Annotated in this window: 21 protein-coding genes; 9 read left to right on the top strand and 12 right to left on the bottom strand. The window is 71.3% G+C overall.

Annotation, left to right across the window (positions count from 1 at the left end):
* Nucleotides 1-43 precede the first annotated feature (43 nt).
* Nucleotides 44-3,025 carry a UPF0182 family protein gene (locus H7I87_RS08975; protein WP_063967176.1) on the bottom strand — a complete coding sequence of 994 codons (2,982 nt, stop codon included), beginning with the start codon at nucleotides 3,023-3,025 and terminating at the stop codon, nucleotides 44-46.
* 68 nt (nucleotides 3,026-3,093) lie between these two features.
* The gene (locus H7I87_RS08970) at nucleotides 3,094-4,116 is read right to left on the bottom strand and encodes a YlbL family protein (protein WP_011725904.1); all 1,023 of its coding nucleotides are present in this window, start codon (nucleotides 4,114-4,116) and stop codon (nucleotides 3,094-3,096) included.
* A 121-nt stretch (nucleotides 4,117-4,237) separates the two neighbouring features.
* On the opposite strand from H7I87_RS08970, the gene H7I87_RS08965 reads away from it, so the two are divergent.
* The 3 genes from H7I87_RS08965 (at nucleotide 4,238) to H7I87_RS08955 (ending at nucleotide 8,067) form a co-directional block, all read left to right on the top strand.
* Nucleotides 4,238-5,602, top strand: a complete 1,365-nt coding sequence (locus tag H7I87_RS08965) for a zinc-dependent metalloprotease (protein WP_009978644.1) — start codon at nucleotides 4,238-4,240, stop codon at nucleotides 5,600-5,602.
* A gap of 155 nt (nucleotides 5,603-5,757) precedes the next feature.
* Nucleotides 5,758-6,627: a cyclodehydratase gene (locus tag H7I87_RS08960; RefSeq protein WP_011725905.1), complete on the top strand. Its 870-nt coding sequence runs from the start codon at nucleotides 5,758-5,760 to the stop codon at nucleotides 6,625-6,627.
* A 96-nt stretch (nucleotides 6,628-6,723) separates the two neighbouring features.
* On the top strand, nucleotides 6,724-8,067 hold the full coding sequence (locus H7I87_RS08955) for a macrolide-binding ATPase MABP-1 (protein WP_023860976.1): 1,344 nt from the start codon (nucleotides 6,724-6,726) through the stop codon (nucleotides 8,065-8,067).
* Nucleotides 8,068-8,079: 12 nt separating this feature from the next.
* Here H7I87_RS08955 and H7I87_RS08950 read toward each other — a convergent pair whose 3' ends face one another.
* Both H7I87_RS08950 and H7I87_RS08945 read right to left on the bottom strand, forming a co-directional pair.
* Nucleotides 8,080-8,352, bottom strand: coding sequence for a WhiB family transcriptional regulator (locus tag H7I87_RS08950; protein WP_011725907.1), 273 nt, complete (start codon nucleotides 8,350-8,352; stop codon nucleotides 8,080-8,082).
* A gap of 435 nt (nucleotides 8,353-8,787) precedes the next feature.
* The gene (locus H7I87_RS08945) at nucleotides 8,788-10,899 is read right to left on the bottom strand and encodes an ATP-dependent DNA helicase UvrD2 (RefSeq protein WP_031347678.1); all 2,112 of its coding nucleotides are present in this window, start codon (nucleotides 10,897-10,899) and stop codon (nucleotides 8,788-8,790) included.
* 187 nt (nucleotides 10,900-11,086) lie between these two features.
* Between H7I87_RS08945 and mrx1 the strand changes: the two genes are divergently transcribed.
* Nucleotides 11,087-11,341: a mycoredoxin Mrx1 gene (gene mrx1 / locus H7I87_RS08940; protein ID WP_011725909.1), complete on the top strand. Its 255-nt coding sequence runs from the start codon at nucleotides 11,087-11,089 to the stop codon at nucleotides 11,339-11,341.
* 8 nt (nucleotides 11,342-11,349) lie between these two features.
* Here mrx1 and nudC read toward each other — a convergent pair whose 3' ends face one another.
* The 4 genes from nudC to H7I87_RS08920 all read right to left on the bottom strand — a co-directional run bounded on the left by nudC (nucleotide 11,350) and on the right by H7I87_RS08920 (nucleotide 19,858).
* Nucleotides 11,350-12,282, bottom strand: coding sequence for an NAD(+) diphosphatase (gene nudC, locus H7I87_RS08935; RefSeq protein ID WP_011725910.1), 933 nt, complete (start codon nucleotides 12,280-12,282; stop codon nucleotides 11,350-11,352).
* Complete coding sequence (locus tag H7I87_RS08930) at nucleotides 12,282-13,352, bottom strand: potassium channel family protein (protein WP_009978654.1); 1,071 nt, start codon at nucleotides 13,350-13,352, stop codon at nucleotides 12,282-12,284. The genes nudC and H7I87_RS08930 overlap by 1 nt, the downstream gene beginning before the upstream one ends.
* Before the next feature lie 90 nt (nucleotides 13,353-13,442).
* Nucleotides 13,443-16,733: an ATP-dependent helicase gene (locus H7I87_RS08925; RefSeq protein WP_033727236.1), complete on the bottom strand. Its 3,291-nt coding sequence runs from the start codon at nucleotides 16,731-16,733 to the stop codon at nucleotides 13,443-13,445.
* Nucleotides 16,730-19,858: an ATP-dependent helicase gene (locus H7I87_RS08920; protein WP_033725887.1), complete on the bottom strand. Its 3,129-nt coding sequence runs from the start codon at nucleotides 19,856-19,858 to the stop codon at nucleotides 16,730-16,732. The genes H7I87_RS08925 and H7I87_RS08920 overlap by 4 nt, the downstream gene beginning before the upstream one ends.
* Nucleotides 19,859-19,982: 124 nt before the next feature.
* Here H7I87_RS08920 and H7I87_RS08915 point away from each other — a divergent pair, with 124 nt between their 5' ends.
* Genes H7I87_RS08915 through H7I87_RS08905 form a run of 3 tightly spaced genes read left to right on the top strand, consistent with a single transcriptional unit; the run spans nucleotide 19,983 to nucleotide 21,333 of the window.
* Nucleotides 19,983-20,183 (top strand): Rv3202a family protein, encoded by a 201-nt coding sequence (locus H7I87_RS08915; protein WP_003874625.1) that lies wholly within the window; start codon nucleotides 19,983-19,985, stop codon nucleotides 20,181-20,183.
* A 60-nt stretch (nucleotides 20,184-20,243) separates the two neighbouring features.
* Entirely contained in the window at nucleotides 20,244-21,029 is a 786-nt protein-coding gene (locus tag H7I87_RS08910) for an alpha/beta fold hydrolase (RefSeq protein ID WP_011725913.1), read from the top strand.
* A gap of 1 nt (nucleotide 21,030) precedes the next feature.
* On the top strand, nucleotides 21,031-21,333 hold the full coding sequence (locus H7I87_RS08905; RefSeq protein ID WP_011725914.1) for an MGMT family protein: 303 nt from the start codon (nucleotides 21,031-21,033) through the stop codon (nucleotides 21,331-21,333).
* Here the strand turns inward: H7I87_RS08905 and H7I87_RS08900 are convergent.
* The 3 genes from H7I87_RS08900 to H7I87_RS08890 form a co-directional block, all read right to left on the bottom strand.
* Nucleotides 21,330-22,184, bottom strand: a complete 855-nt coding sequence (locus H7I87_RS08900) for a TIGR02569 family protein (RefSeq protein ID WP_011725915.1) — start codon at nucleotides 22,182-22,184, stop codon at nucleotides 21,330-21,332. The genes H7I87_RS08905 and H7I87_RS08900 overlap by 4 nt on opposite strands.
* A gap of 35 nt (nucleotides 22,185-22,219) precedes the next feature.
* A complete protein-coding gene (moeZ, locus tag H7I87_RS08895; protein WP_011725916.1) occupies nucleotides 22,220-23,416 on the bottom strand; it encodes an adenylyltransferase/sulfurtransferase MoeZ in 1,197 nt (398 codons plus the stop codon).
* A gap of 90 nt (nucleotides 23,417-23,506) precedes the next feature.
* Entirely contained in the window at nucleotides 23,507-24,646 is a 1,140-nt protein-coding gene (locus H7I87_RS08890) for a DUF3152 domain-containing protein (RefSeq protein WP_011725917.1), read from the bottom strand.
* Between the two features lie 104 nt (nucleotides 24,647-24,750).
* On the opposite strand from H7I87_RS08890, the gene fasR reads away from it, so the two are divergent.
* A complete protein-coding gene (gene fasR, locus H7I87_RS08885) occupies nucleotides 24,751-25,437 on the top strand; it encodes an HTH-type transcriptional activator FasR (RefSeq protein ID WP_003874619.1) in 687 nt (228 codons plus the stop codon).
* 8 nt (nucleotides 25,438-25,445) lie between these two features.
* Here fasR and H7I87_RS08880 read toward each other — a convergent pair whose 3' ends face one another.
* Complete coding sequence (locus H7I87_RS08880; RefSeq protein ID WP_003878902.1) at nucleotides 25,446-25,715, bottom strand: DUF3107 domain-containing protein; 270 nt, start codon at nucleotides 25,713-25,715, stop codon at nucleotides 25,446-25,448.
* 212 nt (nucleotides 25,716-25,927) lie between these two features.
* Between H7I87_RS08880 and H7I87_RS08875 the strand changes: the two genes are divergently transcribed.
* On the top strand, nucleotides 25,928-26,665 hold the full coding sequence (locus tag H7I87_RS08875; RefSeq protein ID WP_003878903.1) for an MmpS family transport accessory protein: 738 nt from the start codon (nucleotides 25,928-25,930) through the stop codon (nucleotides 26,663-26,665).
* The last annotated feature ends 18 nt before the right edge of the window (nucleotides 26,666-26,683 follow it).

Genomic DNA, 26,683 nt, shown 5'->3' with positions numbered 1-26,683 from the left:
AATCGCGCGCTCAGCGCCGGTGCCGCCCCGGCCGTGCCCGCCGCTATTTGGTGTTGTTGTACTTGGTGATCGCGTCGTCCAACCGCTGCAGCGCCGCGCCGTAGCCGGCGAAATCGCCCTTCTTCTGGGCGTCCTTGGCCGCGCCGATCGCCGCCTGAATCTCTTGCAGCACAGCGGCTTTGGCGGGAGACAGCGTCACCGAACCGTCGGGAACCGGCGGCGCGGCCACCGGCGGTGCCGATCCCGGCGTCACGGCCGGCGCCGGCGCGTTGGCCGGCGGACTCGCCGCGGGCGCCCCGCCTTCGGTGGGCTGAATGTTGGTCGCCGCCGCACCCGCACCCGGGCCGAACAGCCCGGTCAGCGCGTCGCGCACGGTGGGGCCGTAGCCGATCTTGTCGTTGTACATCATCGCCACCCGGATCAGCCGCGGATACGACGACGCCGCGTCGCTGGCCCCCGGCGAGGCGTACACGGGTTCGACGTAGAGCAGCCCGCCCTGACCGACCGGCAGGGTGAGCAGGTTGCCCCACCGGATCCGGTTCTGGTTGTCGCGCCCGATCACGCCGAGGTCCTGCGACACCGCCGGGTCGGTGGTGATCGCGTTGTTGGCCAGCTTCGGCCCGTTGACTTGGCCCGGGATGGTCAGCACGGTGATCCGCCCGTACGTCGCCGGGTCGGAGCTGGCGCTGATGTAGGCCGCCAGGTAGTCGCGCTTGAACCGGTTCATCGCGCTGGTCAGCTGATACGACGACGAATTGTCGTTCTTCGCAATGTTTTTCGCGACGATGTAGTAGGGCGGCTGATAACTGCTGGCCGTCGGGTTGGGATCCAGCGGCACGTCCCAGAAATCCGAGGTGGAGAAGAACGTCACCGGGTCGTTGACGTGATACTTCGCCAGTAGCATCCGCTGCACCTTGAACAGGTCCTCGGGATAGCGCAGGTGCTCGGCCAGCTCCGGGCTGATGTCGCTCTTGGGTTTGACGGTGCCCGGGAAGACCTGCATCCACGCCTTGAGCACCGGGTCCTGCTCGTCTTGCTGGTACAGCGTGACGGTGCCGTCGTAGGCGTCCACCGTCGCCTTGACCGAGTTGCGGATGTAGGAGACCCGCTTGTCGGGCGCCAGCTTGTTGAACGCCACCTCGTTGGAGTCCGCGGTGGCCGACTCCAGCGAGGTCAGTTCGGAATACGGGTAGTTGTCCAGGGTGGTGTAGCCGTCGATGATCCACACCAGCCGCTTGTTGACGATGGCCGGGTACACCGAGCTGTCGGTGGTCAGCCACGGTGCCACCGCCTCCACCCGCCGCGCCGGGTCACGGTTGAACAGGATCTTGCTGTTCGAGCCGATCACGTTGGAGAACAAGAAGTTTCGCTCGGCGAACTTGGCGGCGAACACGCTCCGCGACAACCAGTCGCCGATCGGCACCCCACCCAGCCCGGTGTAGGTGTAGTTCTTGGTTTCGGTGCTGGTCTCGTAGTCGTATTCGCGATCGGCGCCGTTGCGCCCGACGATCGCGTAGTCGGCGGAGGTGTTGGAGATGACCGGGCCGAAGTAGACGCGGGGCTGGTCGAGTGGCGCGGGACCGTCGGACACCACGTTGCCGTTGGCCCCGACGACGTTCACCAGGAATTCGGGATAGCCGCCGTTTTGGTTGGGGTCGTTGGCGATTCCGCGCACCGTGTTGGCCGGCGAGGCGATGAATCCGTTGCCGTGGGTGTAGACGGTGTGCCGGTTGATCCAGTCCCGCTGGTTGTCGATCAGCCGGTCGGGGTTGAGCTCGCGGGCCGCCACCACGTAGTCACGCAACGCCCCGTTGCGGTCCAGGTAGCGGTCGATGGACAGCTGGTCGGGAAAGTAGTAGAAGTTCTTGCCCTGCTGGAACTGGGTGAAGGCCGGGCTGACGAGCGTCGGATCGAGCAGCCGGATGTTGGAGGTGGTCGCCCGGTCGTCGGCGACCTGTTGGGCGGTGGCCTGCGCGTCACCGGTGTAGTTGCGATAGGTGACCACGTCGCTGGTCAGGCCGTAGGCCTGCCGGGTGGCGGTGATGCTGCGGCTGATGTATTCGCTTTCCTTTTGCGCGGCATTGGGTTTGACGCTGATCTGCTCGACGATCAACGGCCACCCGGCGCCCACGATCAACGACGACAGCAGCAGCAGCACCAGGCCGATCGCGGGAATCCTCAAGTCCCGCATGGTGATCGCCGAGAACACCGCGGCCGCGCAGATCAGCGCGATCGCCATCAGGATCAGCTTGGCCGGCAGCACCGCGTTGATGTCGGTGTACCCGGCGCCGGTGAACGGCTTGCCGCCGCGGGTGTGCGACAACAGCTCGTAGCGGTCCAGCCAGTAGGCAACCGCCTTGAGCAGCACCAGCAAGCCGACCAGGGTGACCAGCTGGATGCGCGCCGACCGGCTCAGCGCGCCGGTGCGCCCGGACAGCCGGATGCCACCGAAGATGTAGTGGGCCAACAGGTTGGCCACGAAGGCCAGGAACACCGCGACGAACAGGTAGGACAGCAGCAGCCGGTAGAACGGCAGCTCGAACGCGTAGAAGCCGAGGTCCTTGCCGAACTGCGGATCCTTGATGCCGAAATCGCCGCCGTGCAAGAACAATTGGATGCGCACCCAATAGCTCTGCGCGATGATGCCGGCCAGCAGGCCGATCGCCACCGGGACGCCGATGCTGACCAGCCGCAGCCGGGAAAGGACCAGGGCGCGGTAGCGCGCCACCGGATCGTTGTCGTTGCTGGGCACGAACACCGGGCGGGTGCGGTAGGCCACCGCCAGGCCGGCGAACACGATGCCGCCCACCAGCAGACCGGCGATCAAAAAGACCACGAAGCGGGTGACCAGCACGGTGGAGAACACCGAGCGGTAGCCGAGCTCGCCGAACCACAGCCAGTCCACGTAGGCGTCGATCAGCCGGGGACCCGCGAGCAGCAATGCGATCACACCCAGTGCGATCAGGATCAGAATCCGGCTACGCCGGGTCAGCTTCGGCATCCTTGCGGTGGGCCGCATCCCCACTGGCTACGCTCCCTGATCGATTGCTAGACGGTGACAACTCTACGCACTGGGAAAACCGGTGATCCCGGCTAGCAGCTCGGCGGTTGCCCGCCCGCGGTGATCGCGTGCAGCGCATCCACCGCCTGGGCGAGCGTCTCCACCTTCACCAGGCGCAGCCCGGACGGATTGTCCGAGCTGGCCTCGTAACAGTTCTTCGCCGGCACCAGGAAGACGGTGGCCCCGGCCGCGTGCGCGGCGACCATCTTGTGGGTGATGCCGCCGATCTGGCCAACCTTGCCGTCGGCGGAGATCGTTCCCGTCCCGGCGACGAAATTGGAGCCGGCCAAGTCGCCGGTGGTGAGCTTGTCGACCACCGCCAGGCTGAACATCAGCCCGGCGGACGGCCCGCCCACGTTCGCGAGGTTGAAGTTCACCACGAACGGCGCCCAGGGCGCGTCGAGCACGGCGACACCCAGGAAGCCGTAATCGCGGTCCTTGTTGGCGCCCAGCGTGATCTGCGCCACACCGGCGGGCTCGTTCTTGCGCCGGTAGTCGATCGTCACGGTCTGGCCGGGCTTGGTGTTCTTCAACAGCCCGGTGAACTCCTCGACCGTGGCAACCGGGGTGCCGTTGACTGCGTCGATGGCGTCGCCGACCTTCAGCTTGCCGGCCGACGGGCCGGGCTCGGGGACCTTGGCCACCGTCACCGCCGACGGGTACTTCAGGTAGCCCAGGGCGGCGTAGGCGGCGCTGTCCTCGGATTGCTTGAAGTCGGCGTTGTTGGCCTTGTCGACATCCTCGCGCGACTTGCCGGGCGGGTAGATGAGGTCGCGCGGCACCAGCTGCTCGGTGTCCGAAAGCCACAGCGTCAGCGCCTCGCCCAGGGTCAGATCGTCGCGCTGGGACACCGTCGTCATGTTGAGGTGGCCGGTGGTCGGGTGCGTCATGGTGCCCTCGATCGCCACCACCTGCTTGCCGTCGACCTCACCGAGCGTGTCGAAGGTGGGGCCGGGCCCCAGCGACACGAACGGGACCGTCACCACCGCCAGCAACACGCCGAACGCCACGATCGGCACCAGCGCGACCATCAAGGTCAGGATGCGCCTGTTCACGCCGATTACACTAGACGGAGCCCGCCGTCTCGCTGTCAGCCACAAGGGCCCGCTACACCGTTCAGCTACAAGCTGACCCGAGGCCGCGCGTTGCGATGCCACGGTGAGTACCGTTGAGGTTATGGCTGACCTGCCTTTCGGTTTCTCCTCCGGGGAGGACCCCGACAAGCCCGGGAAGAAAGACCCGGATTCGGGCTCGAACCCGTCCGACCCGTTCGCCGCGTTCGGCATCAGCGGCGAGTTCGGCATGGGCGATCTGGGGCAGATCTTCACCCAACTGGGTCAGATGTTTTCCAGCGCCGGCAGCGCTTCGGCCGGCGGAAGCGATTCGGGGCCGGTCAATTACGAGTTGGCGCGCCGGGTGGCGTCGAACTCGATCGGCTTCGTGGCGCCGATCCCGGCCACCACCAACTCGGCGATCGCCGATGCCGTGCACCTCGCCGAGACCTGGCTGGACGGCGCGACGGCGCTGCCGGCGGGCACCGCCAAGGCGGTGGGTTGGACGCCGGCCGATTGGGTGGACAACACGCTGGGAACCTGGAAGCGGCTGTGCGATCCGATGGCCCAACAGATTTCGACGGTGTGGGCCGCCTCGCTGCCCGAAGAGGCCAAGAGCATGGCCGGGCCGCTGCTGCAGATGATGTCGCAGATGGGTGGGATGGCGTTCGGCTCGCAGCTCGGGCAGGCGCTGGGCCGCTTGTCCCGCGAGGTGCTGACCTCAACGGACATCGGTTTACCGTTGGGGCCCAAGGGAATTGCCGCGATACTGCCCGACGCCGTGGAGTCGTTCGCCTCCGGCCTGGAGCGCCCGCGCAGCGAGATCCTGACGTTCCTGGCCGCGCGGGAGGCCGCGCATCACCGGCTGTTCAGTCACGTCCCCTGGCTGGCCAGCCAGCTGCTGGGCGCCGTCGAGGCCTATGCGATGGGCATGCAGATCGACATGTCCGGCATCGAGGAGCTGGCCCGCGACTTCAACCCCGCGTCGCTGTCGGATCCCGCGGCGATCGAAAACCTGCTCGGCCAAGGCGTTTTCGAGCCCAAGGCGACACCGGCTCAGACGCAGGCGCTGGAGCGTCTGGAAACGCTGCTGGCCCTGATCGAGGGCTGGGTGCAGGTGGTGGTGGCCGCCGCGCTGGGCGACCGGATCCCGGGCGCGGCCGCGCTGGCCGAGACGCTGCGCCGGCGCCGGGCCAGCGGCGGCCCGGCCGAGCAGACGTTCGCCACGCTGGTCGGGCTGGAGCTGCGGCCCCGCAAGATGCGCGAAGCCGCCGCGTTGTGGGAGCGCCTCACCGAGGCCGCCGGGGTGGACGCCCGCGACGGCATCTGGCAACACCCCGACCTGCTGCCCGACGCCGACGACCTCGACGACCCCGCGGCGTTCATCGACCGGGTGATCGGCGGCGACACCAGCGGCATCGACGAGGCGATCGCCCGGCTCGAGCAGGAGGGCCCGGACAGCCCCGGTTCCGGCGGCGGCGATACCTGAGCACCGCGGAACGGATATCCCGGAACTGACGACACGGACCCGCCTGATTATCAGTTGGCTCGCGCCTGGCGGGCACCGGATGTTCTCAGCGTCTCGTCGGTTCGGCTGTGGATAGCTGAGCGGCGCGGTCGCGGCCGGCGTGCCACAGTGCAGCGGTGCCCGCAGCCACCGTTTCCACCCCCGCAACCACCTACGCGCTGGATCCCGCGATGCCGGTGCTGTTGCGGCCCGATGGCGCCGTGCAGGTCGGCTGGGATCCCCGCCGCGCGGTGCTGGTGCGTCCACCGCGGGGCCTGGCCGCCGCCGAATTGGCCAGGCTGCTGCGGTCCATGTGCTCGCCCACCCCGCTGTCGGAGCTGCAGCGCCGTGCGCTCGAGCACGGCCTGACCGACGCCGACGGCCTGAGGAATCTCGTCACCCAACTGGTCGGCGCCGGGGTGGCGAGCGAATGCGGGCGGTCGGGCGGGCGGGCGCCGTCGGTGCGCATCCACGGCCGCGGCCCGCTGTCGGAGCTGCTGGTGGAGTCGTTGCGCTGCTCGGGCGCCCGGATCGCGCACAGCAGCCAGCCGCACGCCGCGGTGTCGGGCGACGACGTCGACCTGGTGGTGCTCTCGGACTACCTGGTGGCCGACCCGCGCCTGGTGCGCGACCTGCACGAGCAGGGCGTCGCGCATCTGCCGGTGCGGGTGCGCGACGGCGTCGGGCTGGTGGGCCCGTTGGTGATCCCGGGCGTGACCAGCTGCCTGTCGTGCGCGGATCTGCACCGCCGGGACCGCGACGCGGCCTGGCCGGTGATCTGCGCGCAGCTGCGCGACACCGTCGGAGTCGCCGACCGGGCCACCGTGCTGGCGACCGGCGCGCTGGCGCTCAGCCAGGTGAACCGGGTGATCGCGGCGGTGCGCGGGCAGCCGGCGGCGTCCGATCCGGCCCCGCCCCAGACGCTGAACGCGACTCTGGAATTCGACCTGCAAGCCGGCGCCATCGTCGCCCGCCGGTGGGACCGGCATCCCTTGTGTTCCTGCTGATGCGGGCGCACTCGGGCCGGCCCTATCGCGCTGACGTGCGCCACCGGGGTGTGACAACCGCCGTTGTCGCCGTCTCTCCCCATCGCGCTGGCCATCATGGATGATGGTTACGTGTCGGATATCAAACGGGGACGTGCCGCGCGCAACGCGAAGCTGGCCAGCATTCCGGTCGGATTCGCCGGCCGGGCGGCGATCGGATTCGGTAAACGCCTGACCGGTAAGTCCAGGGACGAGGTCCAGGCCGAGCTCCTGGAAAAGGCCGCCAACCAGTTGTTCACCGTGCTGGGTGAGCTCAAGGGCGGCGCGATGAAGGTGGGTCAGGCGCTGTCGGTGCTCGAGGCCGCGGTTCCCGAGGAATTCGGCGAGCCCTACCGCGAGGCGCTGACCAAGCTGCAGAAGGACGCCCCGCCGCTGCCCGCGGCGAAGGTGCACCGGGTGCTCGACGCGCAGCTGGGCACCAAGTGGCGGGAGCGGTTCAGTTCGTTCGACGACACCCCGGTGGCCTCGGCCAGCATCGGCCAGGTGCACAAGGGGGTGTGGTCCGACGGCCGCGAGGTCGCCGTCAAGATCCAGTACCCGGGCGCCGACGAGGCGCTGCGGGCCGACCTCAAGACCATGCAGCGCCTGGTCGGGGTGTTCAAGCAGCTCGCGCCCGGCGCCGACGTCCAGGGCGTGGTCGACGAGCTGATCGAGCGCACCGAGATGGAGCTGGACTACCGGCTGGAGGCCGAGAACCAGCGCGCCTTCGCCAAGGCGTACCAGGACCACCCGCACTTCGCGGTGCCGCGGATCGTGGCCAGCGCGCCCAAGGTGGTGATCCAGGAGTGGATGCAGGGCATCCCGATGGCCGAGATCATCCGGCACGGCACCACCGAGCAGCGCGACCTGATGGGCACCCGGCTGCTGGAGCTCACTTTCGACGCGCCGCGGCGGCTGGGCATGCTGCACGGCGACGCGCACCCGGGCAACTTCATGCTGCTGCCCGACGGCCGGATGGGCGTGATCGACTTCGGCGCCGTCGCGCCACTGCCCGACGGCTTGCCCGTCGAACTCGGCATGACGATCCGGTTGGCCCGCGACAAGAACTACGACCTGCTGTTGCCGACGATGGAGAAGGCCGGGTTCATCCAGAAGGGCCAGCAGGTGTCCGTGCGCGACATCGACGACATGCTGCGTCAGTACGTCGAGCCGGTCGAGGTCGAGGTGTTCCACTACACCCGCAAGTGGCTGCAGAAGATGTCCGCCATCGAGATCGACCGGTCGGTGTCGCAGATCCGCACCGCCCGGCAGATGGACCTGCCGCCCAAGCTGGTGATTCCGATGCGGGTGATCATGTCGGTGGCCGCCATCCTGTGCCAGCTGGACGCCCACGTGCCGATCAAGGCGCTGTCCGAAGAGCTGGTGCCCGGCTTCGCCGAACCCGACAACGCCGTCGTCTAGAAACGCTGGCTGCTAGGCCGCGGCCCCGGCGCGCCGGCCGTCCTTGCGGGGACGCCCGCGGGGTCGTTTGAAGCCCAGCACCGCGCCGCGGTCGAGGATTTCGCCGCCCCACACGCCCCAGGGTTCGGCGCGCTCCAGCGCGGCCGCCAGGCACTGGCGGCGCACCGGGCAGCCGGCGCACAGCTGCTTGGCCCGCTCGAGATCCGCCGGCGCTTCGGCGAACCACAGATCGGGGTCGCCGACGTGGCACGGCAGGGCTTGTCTGGGGACCGTCGGTGCCGACATGTCCTATCACCTTCTTCCTGGTTCGGATTGCTCTGCTGGTAGTGATCCGGACCGGGTCGAAAGGTGGTCGACCCAACAACTATGGCCACGGATCCTGTGACTTCGGGTCCGTGGCCATCTGGGGAAAACCGGGCTGGTGCTTACCTTGCCTTCGGCGGGCCCCCGACTCGTACGGACGCGTCGGTCGCGGCGGCGGCGCGATGCTTACGCGCGGCCGCCAGGGCGGCGGCGTGCGCGGCGTGCGCGGCGGGAAGGCCGGCCGCGGACGGGGCGGGACGGGTCGCGCGAGCCACGCCTACGCCGAACGCGTTGCCGATCATCGTGGCCGCCCTCCTTTCCGTCCCGCTGAGTTTCCGTACTGCCGGGTTGCGGTATCGAGGGTAAACGGTGCCCGTCGGTCATCACAACCGATTTTGTGACCTGCGGATTCGCCGGTCAGCGACCGCGGACCAGCTCCAGCACGTCGGGGCCGTACTGCTCGAGCTTGCGCGCGCCGATGCCGGGGATCGCGATCAGCGCCTGTTCGTCGCCGGGCCGCAGCTCGGCGATGGCGATCAGGGTGTTGTCGGTGAACACGACGTAGGCGGGCACCTTCTGTTCCTTGGCGACGTCCAGCCGCCACGCCTTGAGCCGCACCAGCAGGTCCTCGTCGATGTCGGCGGCACACGTCTCGCAGCGTCGCAGCATGACGGCCGCCGGGGTGGTCAGGTTGTTGTTGCAGATCCGGCAGCGGGTGGCGGCGCTGCGGTTGCGGCGGGACCTGGTCGGCGCCGCCTCGGCCCGGGTCTGGGGTGCGATGCCGTTGAGGAATCGCGACGGCTTGCGGCTCTGCCGCCCGCCCGGGCTGCGGGCCAACGCCCAGCTGAGCGCCAAATGTGTTCTGGCCCTGGTGATTCCGACGTAGAGCAGCCGCCGCTCCTCCTCGACCGCCTCGCTGTCGGCGCCGTGCGCCAGCGCGTGCGAGATGGGTAGCGTGCCGTCGGCCAGGCCGACCAGAAACACCGCGTCCCACTCGAGTCCCTTGGCGGCGTGCAGCGACGCCAGCGCGACGCCCTGCACCACGGGTGGGTGCCGGGCGTCGGCGCGCATCCGCAGTTCGGTCAGCAGGCCGGCGAAGTCCAGCTGCGGACGCCGCGCCACCTCGTCGTCGACCAGTTCGGCCAGCGCGCGCAGCGCCTCCCAGCGCTCCCGGGCCCGGGTGCCGACCGGCTCGTCGGCCGTCAGCCCCAGCGGTTCCAGCACCGCGCGCACCACCGCGGGCAGCGGCTCTGCTCGGGCGTCTTCGCCCTCGCGCTCGGCGGCGCGCTGCAGCGCCAGCAGGGCCTGCTTGATCTCCTGGCGGTTGAAGAACCCCTCGCCGCCGCGAACCTGATAGGGGATGCCGGCCTCGGTCAGCGCCTCCTCGTAGATCTCCGACTGGGCGTTGACCCGGTAGAGCACCGCGATCTCCGAGGCGGGGGTGCCCGATTCGATCAGCCGCGCAATCGATTTGGCGACGGCGGCGGCCTCGGCCGGTTCGTCGGGATGCTCGTGGAAGGTCGGCACCGGACCCGGCGGCCGCTGCCCGACCAGGTGCAGCTTGCTGCCGGCCACCCGGCCGCGGGCGGCGGCGATCACCTGGTTGGCCAGCGACACCACCTGCGGGGTGGAGCGGTAGTCGCGTTCCAGCCGCACCACGGTCGCGTCGGGGAACCGGCGGGAGAAGTCGAGCAGGAACCTCGGGGAGGCCCCGGTGAACGAGTAGATGGTCTGGTTGGCGTCCCCCACCACGGTCAGGTCGTCGCGATCGCCCAGCCAGGCGGCCAGCACCCGCTGCTGCAACGGGGTGACGTCCTGGTATTCGTCGACCACGAAGCAGCGGTAGCGGTCGCGGAACTCCTCGGCGACCGCCGGGTCGTTTTCGATCGCCGCCGCGGTGTGCAGCAGCAGGTCGTCGAAATCGAGCAGGGTGACGTGGTCGCCGCGGGCCTTGAGGGCTTCGTAGGCGGCGTACACGCCGGCGACCCTCGCGGCGTCCAGCGGAATGTCCCGCCCGGCGGCGGCCACCGCGGCCGGGTATTCCTCCGGGCCGATCAGCGACGCCTTGGCCCACTCGATCTCGCCGGCCAGGTCGCGCACGTCGTCGGTGCTGGCGTTGATCCGGGTGCGGCTGGCCGCCCGGGCCACCACCGCGAACTTGCTGTCCAGCAGCTGCCAGCCGGTGTCGCCGACCACCCGCGGCCAGAAATAGCGCAGCTGCCGGTGGGCGGCGGCGTGAAAGGTCAGCGCCGAGACCGAGCCGACTGCCGCGTCGGTGCCCGCCGCGGCGGCGAGCGCCCGCAGCCGCGAGCGCATCTCCCCCGCCGCGCGCTGGGTGAAGGTGACCGCCAGCACCTGATTGGCGGCGACATGACCGCCCGCGACCAGTTGGGCGATCCGGTGGGTGATGGTGCGGGTCTTGCCGGTGCCGGCGCCGGCCAGCACGCAGACCGGGCCGCGCGGGGCCAGCACGGCTTCGCGTTGCTCGTCGTCCAGCCCGGCGGTCAAGGGATCGGCGAGGGTCGGCATGGCGTCCATCTTGGCTTCCCATACTGACAAGTCGGTGACGAACGCGGTGCATCGCGCCCCGGCGAGTCGGCCCGCTCCTGCGCATCCCGCTGCGCGGAATGCTTCGTCGCCGGGCACCACCCCAATCGCCCACTCCTGCGCATCCCGCTGCGCGGAATGCTTCGTCGCCGGGCTACGTTATCCGGCTATGACCTCTGCCCCGCTCACCGTTTACACCACGTCGTGGTGCGGCTACTGCCACCGGCTGATGACCGTGCTCAAGTCCAACGGCATCCCCTACGAGGCGGTCGACATCGAACACGACCCCGCCGCCGCCGAGTTCGTCAGCTCGGTCAACGGCGGCAACAAGACGGTTCCGACGGTGAAGTTCGCCGACGGTTCCACACTGACCAACCCCAGCGCCGCGCAGGTGAAGGCCAAGCTGGCCGAAGTCGGCAACTGACCACCGGGTCAGTCGAGCGCGGCCCAGGATTCGATGATCACCCGCGCGATCGAAATCGACCCGGGCAGTAGGAGTTTCGACTCCGAGTCGGACGACCAGTCCCCGGCCGCCAGCGCGGCGCGCACCTCGTCGCGGGTGAACCACGCCGCCTCGGCGATCTCGCCGTCGTTGAACGCGAAGTCCTGCGCCGGGTCGGCGACGGCGTGGAAGCCGACCATCAGCGAGCGCGGGAACGGCCACGGCTGGCTGCCCAGGTAGCGCACGTCGCGCACGGTCAGCCCGATCTCCTCGCGGACCTCGCGGGCGACACACACCTCGAACGACTCCCCGGCCTCGACGAATCCGGCCAGCAGCGAGAACATCCGCTCCGGCCACACCGCCTGACGGGCCAGCACCGCGCGGTCGCCGCCGTCGTGCACCAGGCAGATCACCGCCGGGTCGATGCGCGGGAACTCCTCGTGCCCGGTGACCGGGTTGACCCGCGACCAACCCGCCCGGGCCGGCCTGGTCGGCGAGCCGTCCACCGAGCTGAACCGCGACCGCTCGTGCCAGTTCAGCAGCGCGACGGCCGAGGACATCAGCTGGCTGCTGGTGTCGTCGAAGATCGGGCCGAGGCTGCGCAGGTTCACCACCTCGGCGCGCACCTTGGGATCATCGGGTGCCTGCAGCGCGCCGCGGATGGCCCATACGTGCCGGCCGTCCTCGAGGCGCCCCAAAAACACCGCCTCCGGCGGGGGCTTGTCACCCAGCTCGGCGGCGGCGCCCAGCACCACCCGGCCGTCGGCGACGAGCGCCTGGTTGCGCGAGTCCACCCGCAGCAGCGCCGCGTCGGCCCAGCCCGCCGCGGCGGCCTCGACATCGGTGCGCAACTGGTCGGCCCGATCGGCGCCCACCCGCGACAGCAGCGGAACGCTGCGCAGCTGAAAGTCCGCGATCGCCATCAATGCCCCGCGCTGCGGATGTAGAGCAACCGGTCGTTGGCCTCGACCGCGTCCACCTCGGGGGCGTCGATGCGCAGCAGCCGGCCGTCGCGCACCACGCCGAGCACGATGTCGCGCAGGTGCCGGGGCGAGCCGCCGATCTCGGACTGCTCGACCTCCCGCTCGGCGATCGCCAACCCGACGTCGGGCGTCAGCAGGTCCTCGATCATCTCCACCACGCTCGGGGTGGTGGTGGCCAGGCCGAGCAGCCGGCCCGCCGTCGCCGACGACACCACCACCGAGTCCGCGCCCGACTGCTGCAGCAGGTGCTGATTCTCGGCCTCCCGGATCGAGGCGACGATCTTGGCGTGCGGCGCGATCTCGCGCGCGGTCAGCGTCACCAGCACGGCGGTGTCGTCGCGGCTGGTGGCCACGATGATGGACGCCGCGTGCTGGGCCCCGGCCAGCCGCAGCACGTCGGCCTTGGTGGCGTCGCCGTGCACGGTGACCAGGTCCGCGCTCTCGGCGTGCTCGAGGGTGCTGCGATCGGTGTCGACGACGACGACCTCGGCCTGGGTGGTCTCGTCGCCCAGGATGGCGGCGACGGCGGTTTTGCCCTTGGTGCCGTAGCCGATCACGATGGTGTGGTTGCGCACTCTGCTCCTCCAACGCTGAATCTTCCACCCTTGGCGGGACCGCTCGGAGAGCACTTCCAGCGTGGTGCCGACCAACACGGCCAAAAAGGCGATCCGCAGCGCGGTGAAGATCAGGGTGTGCACCAGGCGGGCGGTCTCGGTGTAGGGCGTGATGTCGCCGTAGCCGGTGGTCGACAGGGACACCGCGGAGAAATACACGCAGTCCAGAAAGGTCAGCGACCCGCCCCTAAGATCCCGGTAGCCGGACCGGTCGGCGTAGACGATGACGGCGGCGGCGAACAGCACCACCAGCGCGATGGCCAGGCGCCGGGTGATGACGCGGATGGGGCTGGCGTGCTCCTCGGGAATGCGCACCACGCCGACCAACTGGTGGCCGCGCTGGGCGGCCAGCGTCTGATTCAGACCGCTCAGCTTTCGCGACCTACCGTTGCGCACGGCGGTCCGTCATCGCCTTGACTGCTGCGCTCGGGACACGGGTCTTATGTAACCACGGGAACCGGTCGCCCAATACTCGGGCGGCGCGGGTCACACCGGCGCGGTCGGTGCGAGCAGACCGGCCAACTGGTCGGACGTCGGCAGCGCCTCGGGAACCACCGTGGTGCGCGCCCGCACGTAATGGAAGGCGGTGCGCACCGACGACTCGGGCACCTTCGCCAGCGCCGCCCAGGCCAGGCGGTACACCGCGAGCTGGACGGCGGCCTGGCGCATCGCTTCCGGGCTGTCCGGTGGCGCCCCGGTTTTCCAGTCCACCACGGTGGCGCCGCCGTCCGATTCGGCGAACACCGCGTCGATGCGGCCGCGGACCAGCGTGTCACCGATCGGCATTTCGAACGGCACCTCGACGGCGACGGGAGTCCTTGCAGCCCAAGGTGATTCGAGGAATGCGGCCTGCAGCTCGGCCAATTCCGCGGTGTCGCCGACGTCGGAGTCCGCCGCGCCCGGCAGGTCACCGAGCTCGAACAGGCACTCGGCGCCGTAGAACTTCTGCACCCACGCGTGAAACGCGTTGCCCAGCAACGCATGCGGCTCCGGCCGGGACGGCAGCCGGTGCCTCAGCCGCTGCGCGGCCCGGGCCGGGTCGCGGGCCAGGCCGACCAGCGAGCTGACCGACAGCTGGCCCGGCAGGACCTGCGGCGGCGGCCCGGTCACGCGGGCCCGCTCGACCAGCAGCGCGTCGACGTCGGCGGCCCAGCCCTCGACGTCGGCGCCCGGATCACCCGGCTCGGCCGCCATCGCCTGCCGCACCAGCGCCGCACCGCGCTCGACCTCACCGCGCCGGGACGCCAGCGGATCGGCCGGCCATACGGCCTCGACGGCGTTGTCGCGCAGCGGGTTTCGTTCGCCGTCGGCGGGCGCCGGCGCCCACTGCTCCACCGTTCCGCAGGGGTCGCCGGCCGCGGCCGAGGCGTCGATGACGTCCTTGATCTCGCAGAGGAAGTCCGACGGGCCGCGCGGTTTGATGCCGGTGGCCGCCCAGTGGTGCCCGGATACCAGCAGGGTGTCTTCGGCCCGGGTGACCGCGACGTACAACAGGCGGCGTTCCTCGTCGACGCGCCGCTGCTCGAGCTGGCGGCGGTGCTCGGAGATCTTGTCCGACAACTGCTTGCGGTTGGTGACGTCGGAGGTGTCGAGCACCGGGATGCCCAACGCGCCCGGGCGGGCGCGGTCGCCGCGCAGCAGCGGCGGCAGCTCCGCGGCGTCGGTGAGCCAGGTGGTCTTGGCGGTGGTGGAGGGAAAGACGCCGCCCGACAGGTGCGCCACCGCCACCAGCTGCCACTCCAGCCCCTTCGCCGAGTGCACGGTCAGCACCTGGACGCGGTCACGTGCGACCGCCAATGGTGCTGCCGGCAAACCGTTTTCGACCGACTCGGCGACATCCAGGAAGGCCAGCAGACCGGCCACCGAGGCGGACGCCGACGCGTCGGTGCCACCGGTGTCGGCGCGTTCGGCGTAGCCGGCGACGACGTCGGCGAACGCGTCGAGATGCTCGGTGCCGGCCCAGCCCGCCGCGGCCGCGGCGCGGACTTCGCAATCCAGGTCCATCACCCGGCGCACCTCGGCCACCAGGTCGCCGAGCGGGTGGTCGAGGTGGGCGCGCAGGGCGCTCAGCTCGGCGGCCAGCGCGGCGATGCGCGCGTACCCCGCAGCCGAATACCCTTCGGCCGGGCCGGGATCGGCGATCGCGTCGGCCAGACACACGGCGTCGGCTTCGACGTTGCGGGGATCGGCGGCGCTGGCGATCGCCTCGGCCGTGGCCGGCCCGCCGGCCGTCCCGGCGCCACCGAGGGCGCGGGCGCGTTGCCACAGCGCGGCCAGGTCGCGGGCGCCGAGGCGCCAGCGCGGGCCGGTGAGCACCCGCATCGCGGCCGCCCCGGCGGTCGGATCGGCGACCAGCCGCAGCATGGCCACCAGCTCGGCGACCTCGGGCACGGACAGCAACCCGGCCAGCCCGACGACCTCTACCGGGATCCCGCGGGCCCGCAGCGCGTCGGCGATGGGCGCGGCGTCGGCGTTGCGGCGCACCAGCACCGCGGCCGTGGGCGGGCTGACGCCGTCCGCCCGGGCCCGGCGGTAGTGGGCGTCGATGTGGTCGGCGATCCATTCGCGTTCGGCGACCATGTCGGGCAGCAGTGCGCAGCGCACGGTGCCCGGCGGGGCCTCCGGCCGCGGGCACAGGGCATGCACGGCCACCGAACGCCGGCGCGCCTCGGCCGAGATCGCGTTGGCCACCCGCAGCGTGCGGGGCGGATTGCGCCAGCTGGTCCGCAGCTCGAGCACCGGCGCGGGGGTGCCGTCGGACCGGGGGAAGTCGGTGGTGAACCGGGGCAGGTTGGTCGCCGAGGCGCCGCGCCAGCCGTAGATCGACTGGATGGGGTCGCCGACGGCGGTCAAGGCCAGCCCGTCGTCGACACCGCCGCCGAACAGCGCCGACAGCGCGATGCGCTGGGCGTGGCCGGTGTCCTGGTATTCGTCCAGCAGCACCACCCGGTAGCGGCCGCGCAGGTCGGCGCCGACCTGCGGGAAGGCCGCGGCCAGCCGCGCCGCGGACGCCATCTGCATGCCGAAGTCCATCACCTTGACCGCGCGCATCCGCTCGTCGAGCGCCTCCAGCAGCGGGACCAGCTCGGCCCGCTCCGACTGGGTGCCCGACAGCCGCCGCAGCCATTGGCTGGGGCCGCGGTCACGCTGGTACGGGCCGGCGGGCAGGGCATGCACGAGCCGCTCCAGTTCCAGGTGGGTCTCGCGCAACTGGGAGGTGTCGACCAGGTGTTCGGCCAGCTGTCCCCACAGCCGCAGCACCATCGAGGTGACCGCGGCCGGCGTCTTGTCGGTCCGCAGCGGCCCGCGGTATCGGTTCACCACGTCAAAAGCCAGCTGCCACAACTCGGTTTCGCTGAGCAGCCGGGTGTCCGGCTCGACCGGCAGCAGCAGGCCGTAGTCGCGCAGCAGCGAGCCGGCGAAGGCGTGATAGGTGCTGACCACCGGGGCGGCTTCGGGGTCGACGGCACCGTGGTTCGGGCTCGCCGCCCCCAACCCGACGCCGGCCAACCGGGCCAGCCGGGAGCGGACCCGGCGCAACAGCTGGCCGGCGGCCTTGCGGGTGAACGTCAGCCCCAGCACCTGGCCGGGGTGGGCGTAGCCGTTGGCGATCAGCCACACCACCCGGGCGGCCATGGTCTCGGTCTTGCCGGCACCGGCTCCCGCGATGACGACCAGCGGCCCCGGCGGCGCGGCGATGACGGCGGCCTGCTCCTCGGTTGGCGGGAAAAGCCCGAGGGCGCAAGCCAATTCGCGGGGGCTGTAGCGGTCGCTCATCGGCCGGACCCGTCGGCGTGGGCGGGGCAGCAGGGCCGCAGGGGGCAGTGGGTGCAGCCGTCGTTGCGCCGCGCGATGAACTGCGGACCGGCCGTCGCGTCCGCCGCCCGCCGCAGCGCCTCGCGCCACTGGTCGGCGGCGGCCGCCGTCAGCGGATCCTGCTCGCGCTCGACCACCCCCGATGCCGCGGCCTTGCCGACGTAAACCAGCCGCGCCCCACCGGGTTCCGCGTCGCCGCCGGCGGCGCCGAGCAAGCCGTGCGCCACCGCCAGCTGATACAACGCCAGCTGCGCGTGTTGCTGGGCGTCGTCCTTGCTGACCGGGGTCTTGCCGGTTTTGACGTCGACGATCACCAGCCGACCGGCGGCGTCGCGCTCCAGCCGGTCCACCCGGCCGCGCAGCCGGACCTCGCGGCCGTCACCGGTGGACAGCGTGCCGTCGATCTCGACCTCGACGCCGACCTCGGTCAGCGCGCCGCGGGTGTTCGCCCGCCACTGCGCGAACGCCTCCAGCATCGCGCGGTGGCGGGCCAGCTCGTTGTCCGAATGCCATTGCGCGGCAAAGGGTAAGTGCCGCCAGGCGCGGTCCAGCTCGGCCACCAGTTCGGCCGGGCTGCGGTGCGGTTGGGCGATCAGGGCGTGCACCACCGAACCGATGGCCGAGCGCAGGTCGCGCGGGTCGGTGCCGCCGTGCCGTTCGGCCAGCCAGCGCAGCGGGCAGTCGGTGAGCGTCTGCATGGTCGACGGTGTCAAGGTGACGACGTCGCCACCGCCGCGCAGCGGTTCGGCGGTGCTGACCGGGATCAGGCCGTGCCAGCTGGCCGGGTCGGCGCCGGGCACCCCGGCTTGGGCCAGTCGGGCCAATTGCGTTGCCGCGCAACGACGGTCGAGCTCGTCCACGGCGCCGTCCGGCGCGCACACCACCCCGCGCAGCCGCCCCACCAGCGCGGCCGCCGACAACACCCGCGGGGCCGAAACAGGCTGCAAGGCAGCGGTTTCGACGTCTTCGCCGGCCCACTGCGCGATTTCGTAGCAGAACGGCGACGGCAGCGCGGCCTCGTGATCCGACCCGTCGGTGTCGCTGTCCACCGCCGTCACCAGCAGCCGCTGCCGGGCCCGGCCCATGGCCGCCACCAGCAACCTGCGCTCCTCGGCCAGCAGCGGCGCCCGCACGGACGCGTCGGCGCTGACCCCGTCCAGCACGTCCAGCAGCCGCTGGGTTCCCAGCACCCCGCCGCGCGGAACGGTGTTGGGCCACAACCCGTCCTGCAGCCCGGCGATCACCACGAAATCCCATTCGCGGCCCAGCGCGGCGTGCGCGCTGAGCACGCTGACCTGCTCGGCGGTGGCCACCGGCACGGGGCCGGCGCCGGGCAGCTGCAGCGCGGCGACGTGCTCGACCAGCCCGCGCAGCGACGCGCCCGAGGTGCGCGACACGTAGTCGTCGGTGATGTCGAACAGCGCGGTCACCGAGTCGAGGTCCCGGCCGGCCTGGGCGGCGGCGGGGCCGCCGCGCTCGCTGACCGACAGCCAGCGGCGCTGCAGCCCCGACCGGTGCCAGGCGGCCCACAGGATGTAGCGCGGGTCCTGACCGTCGCGGTGGCAGCGCCCGGCCGCGTCCAGCACCGCGCGAACCCGGCGCAGCGCCCGGAACAGTGCACCGGGCGGCGGCGCGGTACCGGTGAGCGCCTCGACCAACAGCTCGGCGAAATCACCGGGCGGGCGTCCGGCGTTGGCGCGCTGCAGGTTTCGCCGCAGCTGCCGCAGCGACACCGGGTCGACACGGCCGATCGGGCCGGTCAGCAACGCCAGTGCCCGCTGCCCGTCCAGGCCGTCGGCGGTGGCCAGCAGCACGGTCAGCAGCGCGCGCACCGCCGGCTGCTCGGCCAACGGCCCGCTCGCCGCCGGCGCGGTCACCGGCACCCCGGCGGCGGCCAGCGCCCGCGGCAACCGCGCGCCGGCCCGCGGCACCGAACGCACGATCACCGCCATCTGCGACCAGGGCACGCCGTCGACCAGGTGGGCGCGCCGCAGCGCGTCGGCGATGGCGGCCGCCTCGGCGTGCGCGGACGCGGCCAGCCGCACCGCGACCGAGCCCTCCCCCGGTCCGGCGCCCTCGATGCGGCGGCCGGCGCTGCTGCCGGGCAGCCGGCCCGCGACGCCGCTGACCGCGCGCGCGACGGCCGGGGCGCAGCGGTGCGACGTGGTCAGCGTCACCGCCGGCGCCGCGCCGTCGAGCAGCGAGCCGGGATCGCCACCGCGGAAGCCGAACACCGCCTGGTTGGGGTCCCCGGCGATCAGCGCCAGATCGGCGCCCGCGGCCAGCACCCGCACCAGCCGCGCGGCCTGCGGATCCAGCTGCTGGGCGTCGTCGACCAACAGCACCCGGATCCGGCCACGCTCGGCAGCCAGCAGCTCGGCGTCGACGGCGAAGGCCTCCAGCGCCGCACCCACCAGTTCGGCGGCACCCAGCGCGGGCGTCGTCGCCTCCGGGGCGGCCGTGCCCACCGCCGCGCGCAGCAACATCACCTGTTCGTACTGGCGCGCGAACTGACCGGCGGCCACCCATTCCGGCCGTCGGCAGCGCCGGCCGAGCCGCTCCAATGCCTGAGGGTCGACACCGCGTTCGGCGCAGCGCGCCAACAGGTTTCGCAGTTCGGTGGCGAATCCCGCGGTGCTCAGCGCCGGACGCAGCGCGGCCGGCCAGGCCGTCGCCGCGCGCGGGCCGTCGGCCAGATCCCCGGCCAGCAGTTCCCGGATGATCGCGTCCTGTTCGGCGCTGGTGACCAGCCGCGGCGGCGCCTCGCCGGCGCGCTCGGCGGCGCGGCGCAACACCGCGTACGCGTAACCGTGCACGGTGCGCACCAACGGTTCGCGGACGGCCGGGCCGGCGCCCGCCGACCGCAACAGCGCCGTCGTCAAGGCGCTGCGCTCGGCCATCGGGAGCCGGCCGGAACCGGTGAGCAGCAGCACCGATTCCGGGTTGACGCCGGCCTCGATCTGGGCGACCGCAGCGTCGACGAGCAGGCTGCTCTTGCCGGTGCCCGGCCCGCCGAGCACCCGGACGGTCCCGCGGGCACCGGGCGCCAGCACGGCGCCCGCCTGCGCATCCCAGGTGAATGACATGGCTGCATGCAATCACCGGGGTGTGACAAGCGAGCGTGACCTGCACCGACACCACCTCCCTACCCTGGAAGGCGGCGCAGCGCGAACAATGGTGCTTCAACAACCGAAGGAGGGGTCCAGGACCATGAAGGACGAACGCGGCTTTCCCATCGACGAGCCGCCTGAAGGCGACGTCGCCGAGCAACAGCGGCCCGTCGATACCGACGACGAGACCGGCCTGGACACCGAGTACGTGAGTGCGGGCGATCGCGAGGCCAACGAGGCCGACGTGATCGACCAGGCCTACATCGTCTCCACCGAGGACGAGTGGGATGACGACCGCTGAGCGCGGCACCGGGGCGGGCCGCCCGCGCACCGCGACCGCGGCGGCTGGCACCATCGACGGGTGACCGCGACATTGCATGTGCACCGCTACGGCCCGCCCGGTCCGGCGCGGATCCTGGCGCTGCACGGGTTGACCGGGCACGGGCAGCGCTGGCAGCACCTGGCCGGCCTGCTGCCCGAATTCGCTTGGGCCGCACCGGATCTGGTGGGCCATGGCCGGTCCAGCTGGTCGGCGCCGTGGACCATCGACGCCAACATCTCGGCGCTGGCAGACCTGCTCGACGCGCAGGCCGGCGCGCCGGTGCTGGTGGTCGGCCACTCCTTCGGGGCCGGGCTGGCGATGCACCTGGCCGCCGTGCGCCCGGACCGGGTGGCGGGGCTGCTGCTGCTGGACCCGGCGATCGGGCTGGACGGCGCCTGGATGCGCGAGATCGCCGAGGCGATGCTGGCCTCGCCGGACTATCCCGACGCCGAGGAGGCGCGGCTGGAGAAGCTGCACGGCTCGTGGTCGGATGTCGAGCCCGCGCTGTTGGACGCCGAGATCGACGAGCACCTGATCGAGCTGCCCAACGGGCGGTACGGCTGGCGGGTGTGTCTGCCGGCGATGATGTCGTACTGGAGCGAGTTGGCCCGCGACCCGGTGCTGCCGCCGGCGCAGACGGCGACGATCCTGGTGCGCGCCAAGCGAACCGCGCCGCCGTACGTCGGCGACGAACTCATCGCGGCGCTGCAGGACCGGCTGGGATCGCGGTTCCGGCTGCTGGATTTCGACTGCAACCACATGGTGCCCTACGCCAAGCCCGACGACGTCGCCGCGCTGGCTCGCGAGCTGCTCAAGGCGCGCTGACGTGGCGCCGGTGACCGACGAGCAGGTGGAGCGGGTGCGGGCGCTGGTCGCGGCCATCCCGCCCGGCAGGGTCGCCACCTACGGCGACATCGCCGCTGTCGCAGGGCTTTCCAGTGCCCGCATCGTCGGCTGGATCATGCGGACCGACTCCTCCGACCTGCCGTGGCACCGGGTGATCACCGCCTCCGGGCGCCCGGCGCGGCACCTGCGGACCCGGCAGCTGGAACTGCTGCGCGCCGAAGGCGTGCTCGCCACCGAAGGCAGGATCCCGCTGCCCGAGGTCCGGCACCGGTTCGGCGCTTAGAGCACCAGCCGGACCAGCGCCGCGGTGCGGGCCAGCCCCGGAAACGCCTCGGCGGTAGACCTGGGGTGCAGCGCGTGCACGGCCAGCCGAAACATCAACGCGCGCAACAACATCTGCGGCCACTCCGGCAGGGCGTTCCAGCGTTCGATGAGTCCGTCGTCGGCCTCCCCCCAGGACAACGCGTCGATGACCACCACTCCGGCCGCCCACGACGCGGGCCGCCAGTAGGGGGTGATGTCGGTGATCCCCGGCGCCGCCGAACCCACGAAAAGCACTGTGCCGTAAAGGTCGCCGTGCACCAGCTGGTTGGGGCTCTTGGTGGGCTTGCGCAGCGTGGCGAGCTGGTTGAGCAGGTCCACCGATCGCTGGGCGTCCGCCGTCGCGGGGGCCACCCGCGCCCCCGGCGGCACCGAGGCCAGCGGCCGTTCCTCCCAGGCGGCGCGGTCGGCGGCGATGAAGATGTCTACGTCGCCCCAGGGCGCCGTGGGCCCCTGGGTCAGGAAGCGGGGCCGCTCGAGTTTGCCCGTCGCCTCGTGCAGGCGCACCGCCGCCGAGACGACTTCGTCGTGCCGGGGCTCCGGCGTCCCCGCGACGAAGGTGTCGGCGCGCCACCCGGACACCACGTAGCGGCCGTCGGTGGAACGGACCGGGCGGGCCAGCCGCACCCCGTCGACGAACAGCGTCTCGCGGACCCGGGCGGACCAGGCCGCGCGCGCGTTGTCGGCCACCAGTGACAGGACGACTTCGCCGCACCGCCAGCCGCCCTCCCAGCTGGCACCCAGATAGACGGGTTTAACGCCGGCCAAACCGAACGCCGACAACACATGATCCGGCGGTGGCTCGACTGTCACACCGGTACTCTAAACGAGTCCAACAAGCGGGTTGGTCAGTACAGGATCATGTCGGGCTGCATCTGTTGCGCCCAGGCCACGATCCCGCCCTGCAGATGCACCGCGTCGCTGAATCCGGCCTGGCGCACCACCGCCAACGCCTGGGCCGACCGCACCCCGGTCTTGCAGTACAGCACCGGCATGCGGTCGGCCGGCAGCTTTGCCAGGCCCTCCCCGGAGTTGATCGACGACTGCGGGATCAGCTGCGCCCCGTCGAGGTGCACGATGTCGAACTCCACCGGTTCGCGCACGTCGATCAGCGCCAGCTTGGCGCCGGAGTCCAGCAGCTCGCGCAGCTGCCGCGGGGTGATGGCCGCCTCGGCCCCGCCGGTGGCGGCGTCGGTGGAGGCGGCCGGCGCGGCGCCGCACAGCTGCTCGTAGTCGACCAGCGTGGTGATGGCGGGCCGCGACGCGTCGCAGGGGTCGCGGCGGATCGCGATGGTGCGATAGCTCATCTCGAGCGCGTCGTAGATCATCAACCGGCCCAGCAGGGATTCGCCGATCCCGGTGATGAGTTTGATCACCTCGGTGCTCATCACCGAGGCGATGGCGGCGCAGACGACGCCCAGCACCCCGCCCTCGGCGCAGGACGGGACCGCGCCGGGCGGCGGGGGTTCGGGGTAGAGGTCGCGGTAGTTGAGTCCGCGGCCGTCCGGGGCGTCCTCCCAGCACACCGAGGCCTGGCCCTCGAACCGGTAGATGGACCCCCACACGTACGGCTTGCCGGCCAGCACCGCTGCGTCGTTGATGAGGTAGCGGGTGGCGAAGTTGTCGGTGCCGTCGACGATCAGGTCGTAGTGGCCGAACAGCTCGACGGCGTTGGACGCGTCCAGCCGGAACTCGTGCAGCCGCACGTCGACCAGCGGGTTGATCGCGGCGATCGAGTCGCGCGCCGAGGCGGCCTTGGACCGCCCGACGTCGGCCACCCCGTGAATGATCTGGCGCTGCAGGTTGGACTCCTCGACCGCGTCGAACTCGACGATGCCGATGGTGCCCACCCCGGCCGCGGCCAGGTAGAGCAGCGTCGGCGCGCCCAGCCCGCCGGCCCCGATCACCAGCACCCGGGCGTTCTTGAGCCGCTTCTGCCCGTCCACGCCGAGGCCGGGGATGATCAGCTGCCGGCTGTAGCGGGCCATCTCGTCGGCGGTCAGCTGGTCTGCGGGCGCCACCAGCGGCGGCAGCGGCGTGGACACGGGAAACGTCTCCTGCAGGTCGGTCGGCTCAGCGATTCGAGCCGTCTACCACCATCACAGCAGCCCGCCCACGGCGCGGCAACGAGGCCGCTAGGCGATCGGGTACGGCCAGGGATTGAAGCGGCAGGTCTTGCCGTCGGCCTTGACGACGTCGGGGTCGAACTGGGCGGCGTCGTTGTTGGACGTGGAGAACGTCTGCTGCATCATCACCGGCGCCAGCGCGCCCTGCTGTTCGCACGGCTCGTGGTGCAGGTAGCCGATGGCGTGGCCGACCTCGTGGTTGATCACGTATTGGCGGTAGGAGCCGACGTCCCCTTCGAACGGCACCGCGCCGCGCACCCAACGCGCCTCGTTGATGAAGACCCGCGCCTCCCGGTTGGCCCCGAATACCGGGTTGTAACAAGAGGTTTCGAGCCGGAATTCGTAGCCGCAGCCCTCGCGGACCGTCACCGGCGACACCAGCGAAATGCGAAAGTCCGGCTTGGCGCCGGCGGTCGCGTCGACCCGGATGAACGCGAACTGCGGGTTGTGCGTCCAGCCCTTCGGGTTGGCCAGCGTCTGGTCGACCATCTGAGCGAATGCGTCGTCGCCGCCGAACATGGTCGGGTCGATGCCGTTCTCCACCTCGACGCTGTACTTGAACACCTTGGCGGTGCCCTGACCGATCTGCGGTGTGACGCCGGGCACCACGTGCCAGGTCTTGTCGCCGGCTTCGGTGAACGGGCCGCCGTCGGGCAATGTGCCGGCCGGCAGGTTGGCGTCGAACGCGGCGAGCCCGCGCGGCGGGGCGTCGATGATCGTGGTGCCCACCGCGCCGATCGCGGTCGGGCTCTGGATCGGCTGGCTGGCGGTCGGTTTCGGCGAGCTGGTGCCCGTCACGGTCTGGTAGATGACGACGGCGGTGAGCACCACCAGCGCGGGCAGGGCGTATGCGCGCCAGCCGTAGGTGGAGACGAACCGCCCCAGCCAGGTCTGTTTGCGCCACTGCCGCGGCCGTTCCCGGTCTGCGCGGGTCCGCCCGGCTTCCCGGGCCAGCGGGTCGCGAAGCGCGCGCAACGGTTCGCGCCACTCGTCGCGCAGCACCGGCACACGACCCGTGCTGCGCGGGGGCCGCTGCGACGTCATTTTCCCAGGATTACACAGCCGCCCGGCCGCGCCGTCGGTGGCGCGCCCGAATCGGCCGCCGGACACCGCTTCTGCCAGCGACGACGACGTCGATGACGGTCGCATCAACCCCGCGGGTAGTAAGGTCTGTGCAACGAGCTGCGAGCGGCTGGCCCCGGTTTACCGACGGCCGGCCCTGGGCGATCAGGTGACGATCAGATGAGGACTCGATGAGCGAACTCGCCAAGATGCCGGCACGGCGTGCCGTCAAATCGGCTGACCGCGGTCGGCCGACGGACGGCGCCGCGGCTTCCAACCGGCGAGGCAACCGGTTGCCCCGCGACGAGCGGCGCGGCCAGCTGCTCGTCGTCGCCAGTGACGTGTTCGTCGACCGCGGCTACCACGCGGCCGGCATGGACGAGATCGCCGACCGGGCCGGGGTCAGCAAACCCGTTCTGTACCAACACTTTACGAGCAAGCTCGAGCTGTACCTCGCGGTGCTGGCCCGGCACGTGGAGAACCTGGTCTCCGGCGTGCAGCAGGCCCTGAGCACCACCAAGGACAACCGGCGGCGGTTGCACGCCGCGGTGCAAGCGTTTTTCGACTTCATCGAGCACGACAGCCAGGGCTACCGGCTGATCTTCGAGAACGACTACGTCACCGAACCCGAGGTGGCCGCCCAGGTGCGGGTGGCCACCGAATCCTGCATCGACGCGGTCTACGCGTTGATCAGTGAGGACTCCGGGCTGGACCCGCACCGGGCGCGGATGATCGCGGTCGGGCTGGTCGGCATCAGCGTCGACTGCGCCCGCTATTGGCTTGACTCCGACCGCCCGATCTCCAAGGCCGATGCCGTGGAGGGCACCGTCGCGTTCGCCTGGGGCGGGCTGTCACACGTGCCGCTCACCCGCTCGTAGGCAAGCCCTCAACGCCCCTTGCCGGCGTGCTTGCCGACCACCTCGGCGCCCACCCCGAAGCCGACCCGGCGCACGTCGGCGATGCCGATCTCGACGTAGGCGATCTTGGACGTGTGCACCAGGAAGCGGCGGCCCCGCTCGTCGCTGAGGCGCAGCAGGTCCGACCCGTCGCTCAGCGCGGCGCTGACCAGTTCTTCGACTTCGTCGGGCGTCTGGGTGCTGGTCAGGACCAGCTCGCGTGGACTATCCGTGATACCGATCTTGACCTCCACGGTCACCCCTTCCGTAGGTATTCGAAGTCTGTCGCCGACATTGCCGTCGCGCCCCGTCAGCAGCAGGCTAGTGGACGCGGCGGGACCCCACCCGAGACAGTCCCACACTTCGCGGTCAGCGAAACTGCGGTCGCGGTGCGATAACGATTCGCTTGCAGGTTGTCTCGGGCACCCGCGCGATACCCGATCCGTGTTGTCACATGGCTAACTTCGGCCCCATGGGTACCACACTGCCGCACCTCGACGACCGGATCCGGGGTTACCCGGACGACGACGCTGACGACGCCTGCGACACCGACCCCTACCTGAACGCCGACTACAACTGGACCGGCTGGCCCGCCGACTCGCGCTGGCGGCCGGCCACCGCGATCGTCGGCGCCGTGGTGGCCCTGGGCGCCATCGCCACCGCCGTCATCATCAACAGCGGGGACAGCGCGTCCACCAAGGCCACGGTGGGGGCGTCGGCCCCGCACTCGGTGACCTCGGCGCCCGCGACCACCAAGGCGTCCGTCCCGCCCAGCGCCTCCCCGAGCCCGTCGCGCCCGCTGCCGGCCGAGACGTTCACCACGGTCACCTCACCCAGCGCGGCGCCCAGCGTCGCGCCCAGCCTGACCCCCGGCGTCGCCCCGGCCCAAACCCCCACGGCCGCACCGCCTCTGGCGGCGGCGCCGACGGTCACGGTGGATCCGCGCACCGTCGTCTACAGCGTGAGCGGAAGCAAGCAGCTGCTGGATTTGGTCAACGTCGTCTACACCGACGCGCACGGGGTGCCGCAGACTGAGTTCAACGTGTCGCTGCCGTGGTCGAAGGTGGTGGTGCTGGAACCCGGCGTGCAGACCGAATCCGTGGTGGCGACCAGCTTCTACGGCCGGCTCAGCTGCTCGATCTTCAACGCCGCCGGCCAGCGGGTGGTCGCCTCGGCCAACGCCTCGAACATGGCGACCTGCGCCCGCTGAGCCTCATGGCCGCGACCC

This window comes from Mycobacterium timonense (genome assembly GCF_025821985.1).
GTDB classification, from domain to species: Bacteria; Actinomycetota; Actinomycetes; order Mycobacteriales; family Mycobacteriaceae; genus Mycobacterium; species Mycobacterium avium.
This window is presented reverse-complemented; position numbering and strand designations above follow the sequence as displayed.

Coding starts and splice junctions, on each gene's coding strand:
- H7I87_RS08875 (WP_003878903.1), top strand. CDS start 25,928: ATGGGTACCACACTGCCGCACCTCGACGACCGGATCCGGGGTTACCCG.
- H7I87_RS08955 (WP_023860976.1), top strand. CDS start 6,724: ATGGATGATGGTTACGTGTCGGATATCAAACGGGGACGTGCCGCGCGC.
- H7I87_RS08915 (WP_003874625.1), top strand. CDS start 19,983: ATGAAGGACGAACGCGGCTTTCCCATCGACGAGCCGCCTGAAGGCGAC.
- H7I87_RS08890 (WP_011725917.1), bottom strand. CDS start 24,646: ATGCGACCGTCATCGACGTCGTCGTCGCTGGCAGAAGCGGTGTCCGGC.
- mrx1 (WP_011725909.1), top strand. CDS start 11,087: ATGACCTCTGCCCCGCTCACCGTTTACACCACGTCGTGGTGCGGCTAC.
- nudC (WP_011725910.1), bottom strand. CDS start 12,282: ATGGCGATCGCGGACTTTCAGCTGCGCAGCGTTCCGCTGCTGTCGCGG.
- H7I87_RS08965 (WP_009978644.1), top strand. CDS start 4,238: ATGGCTGACCTGCCTTTCGGTTTCTCCTCCGGGGAGGACCCCGACAAG.
- H7I87_RS08950 (WP_011725907.1), bottom strand. CDS start 8,352: ATGTCGGCACCGACGGTCCCCAGACAAGCCCTGCCGTGCCACGTCGGC.
- H7I87_RS08925 (WP_033727236.1), bottom strand. CDS start 16,733: ATGAGCGACCGCTACAGCCCCCGCGAATTGGCTTGCGCCCTCGGGCTT.
- H7I87_RS08945 (WP_031347678.1), bottom strand. CDS start 10,899: ATGCCGACCCTCGCCGATCCCTTGACCGCCGGGCTGGACGACGAGCAA.
- H7I87_RS08920 (WP_033725887.1), bottom strand. CDS start 19,858: ATGTCATTCACCTGGGATGCGCAGGCGGGCGCCGTGCTGGCGCCCGGT.
- fasR (WP_003874619.1), top strand. CDS start 24,751: ATGAGCGAACTCGCCAAGATGCCGGCACGGCGTGCCGTCAAATCGGCT.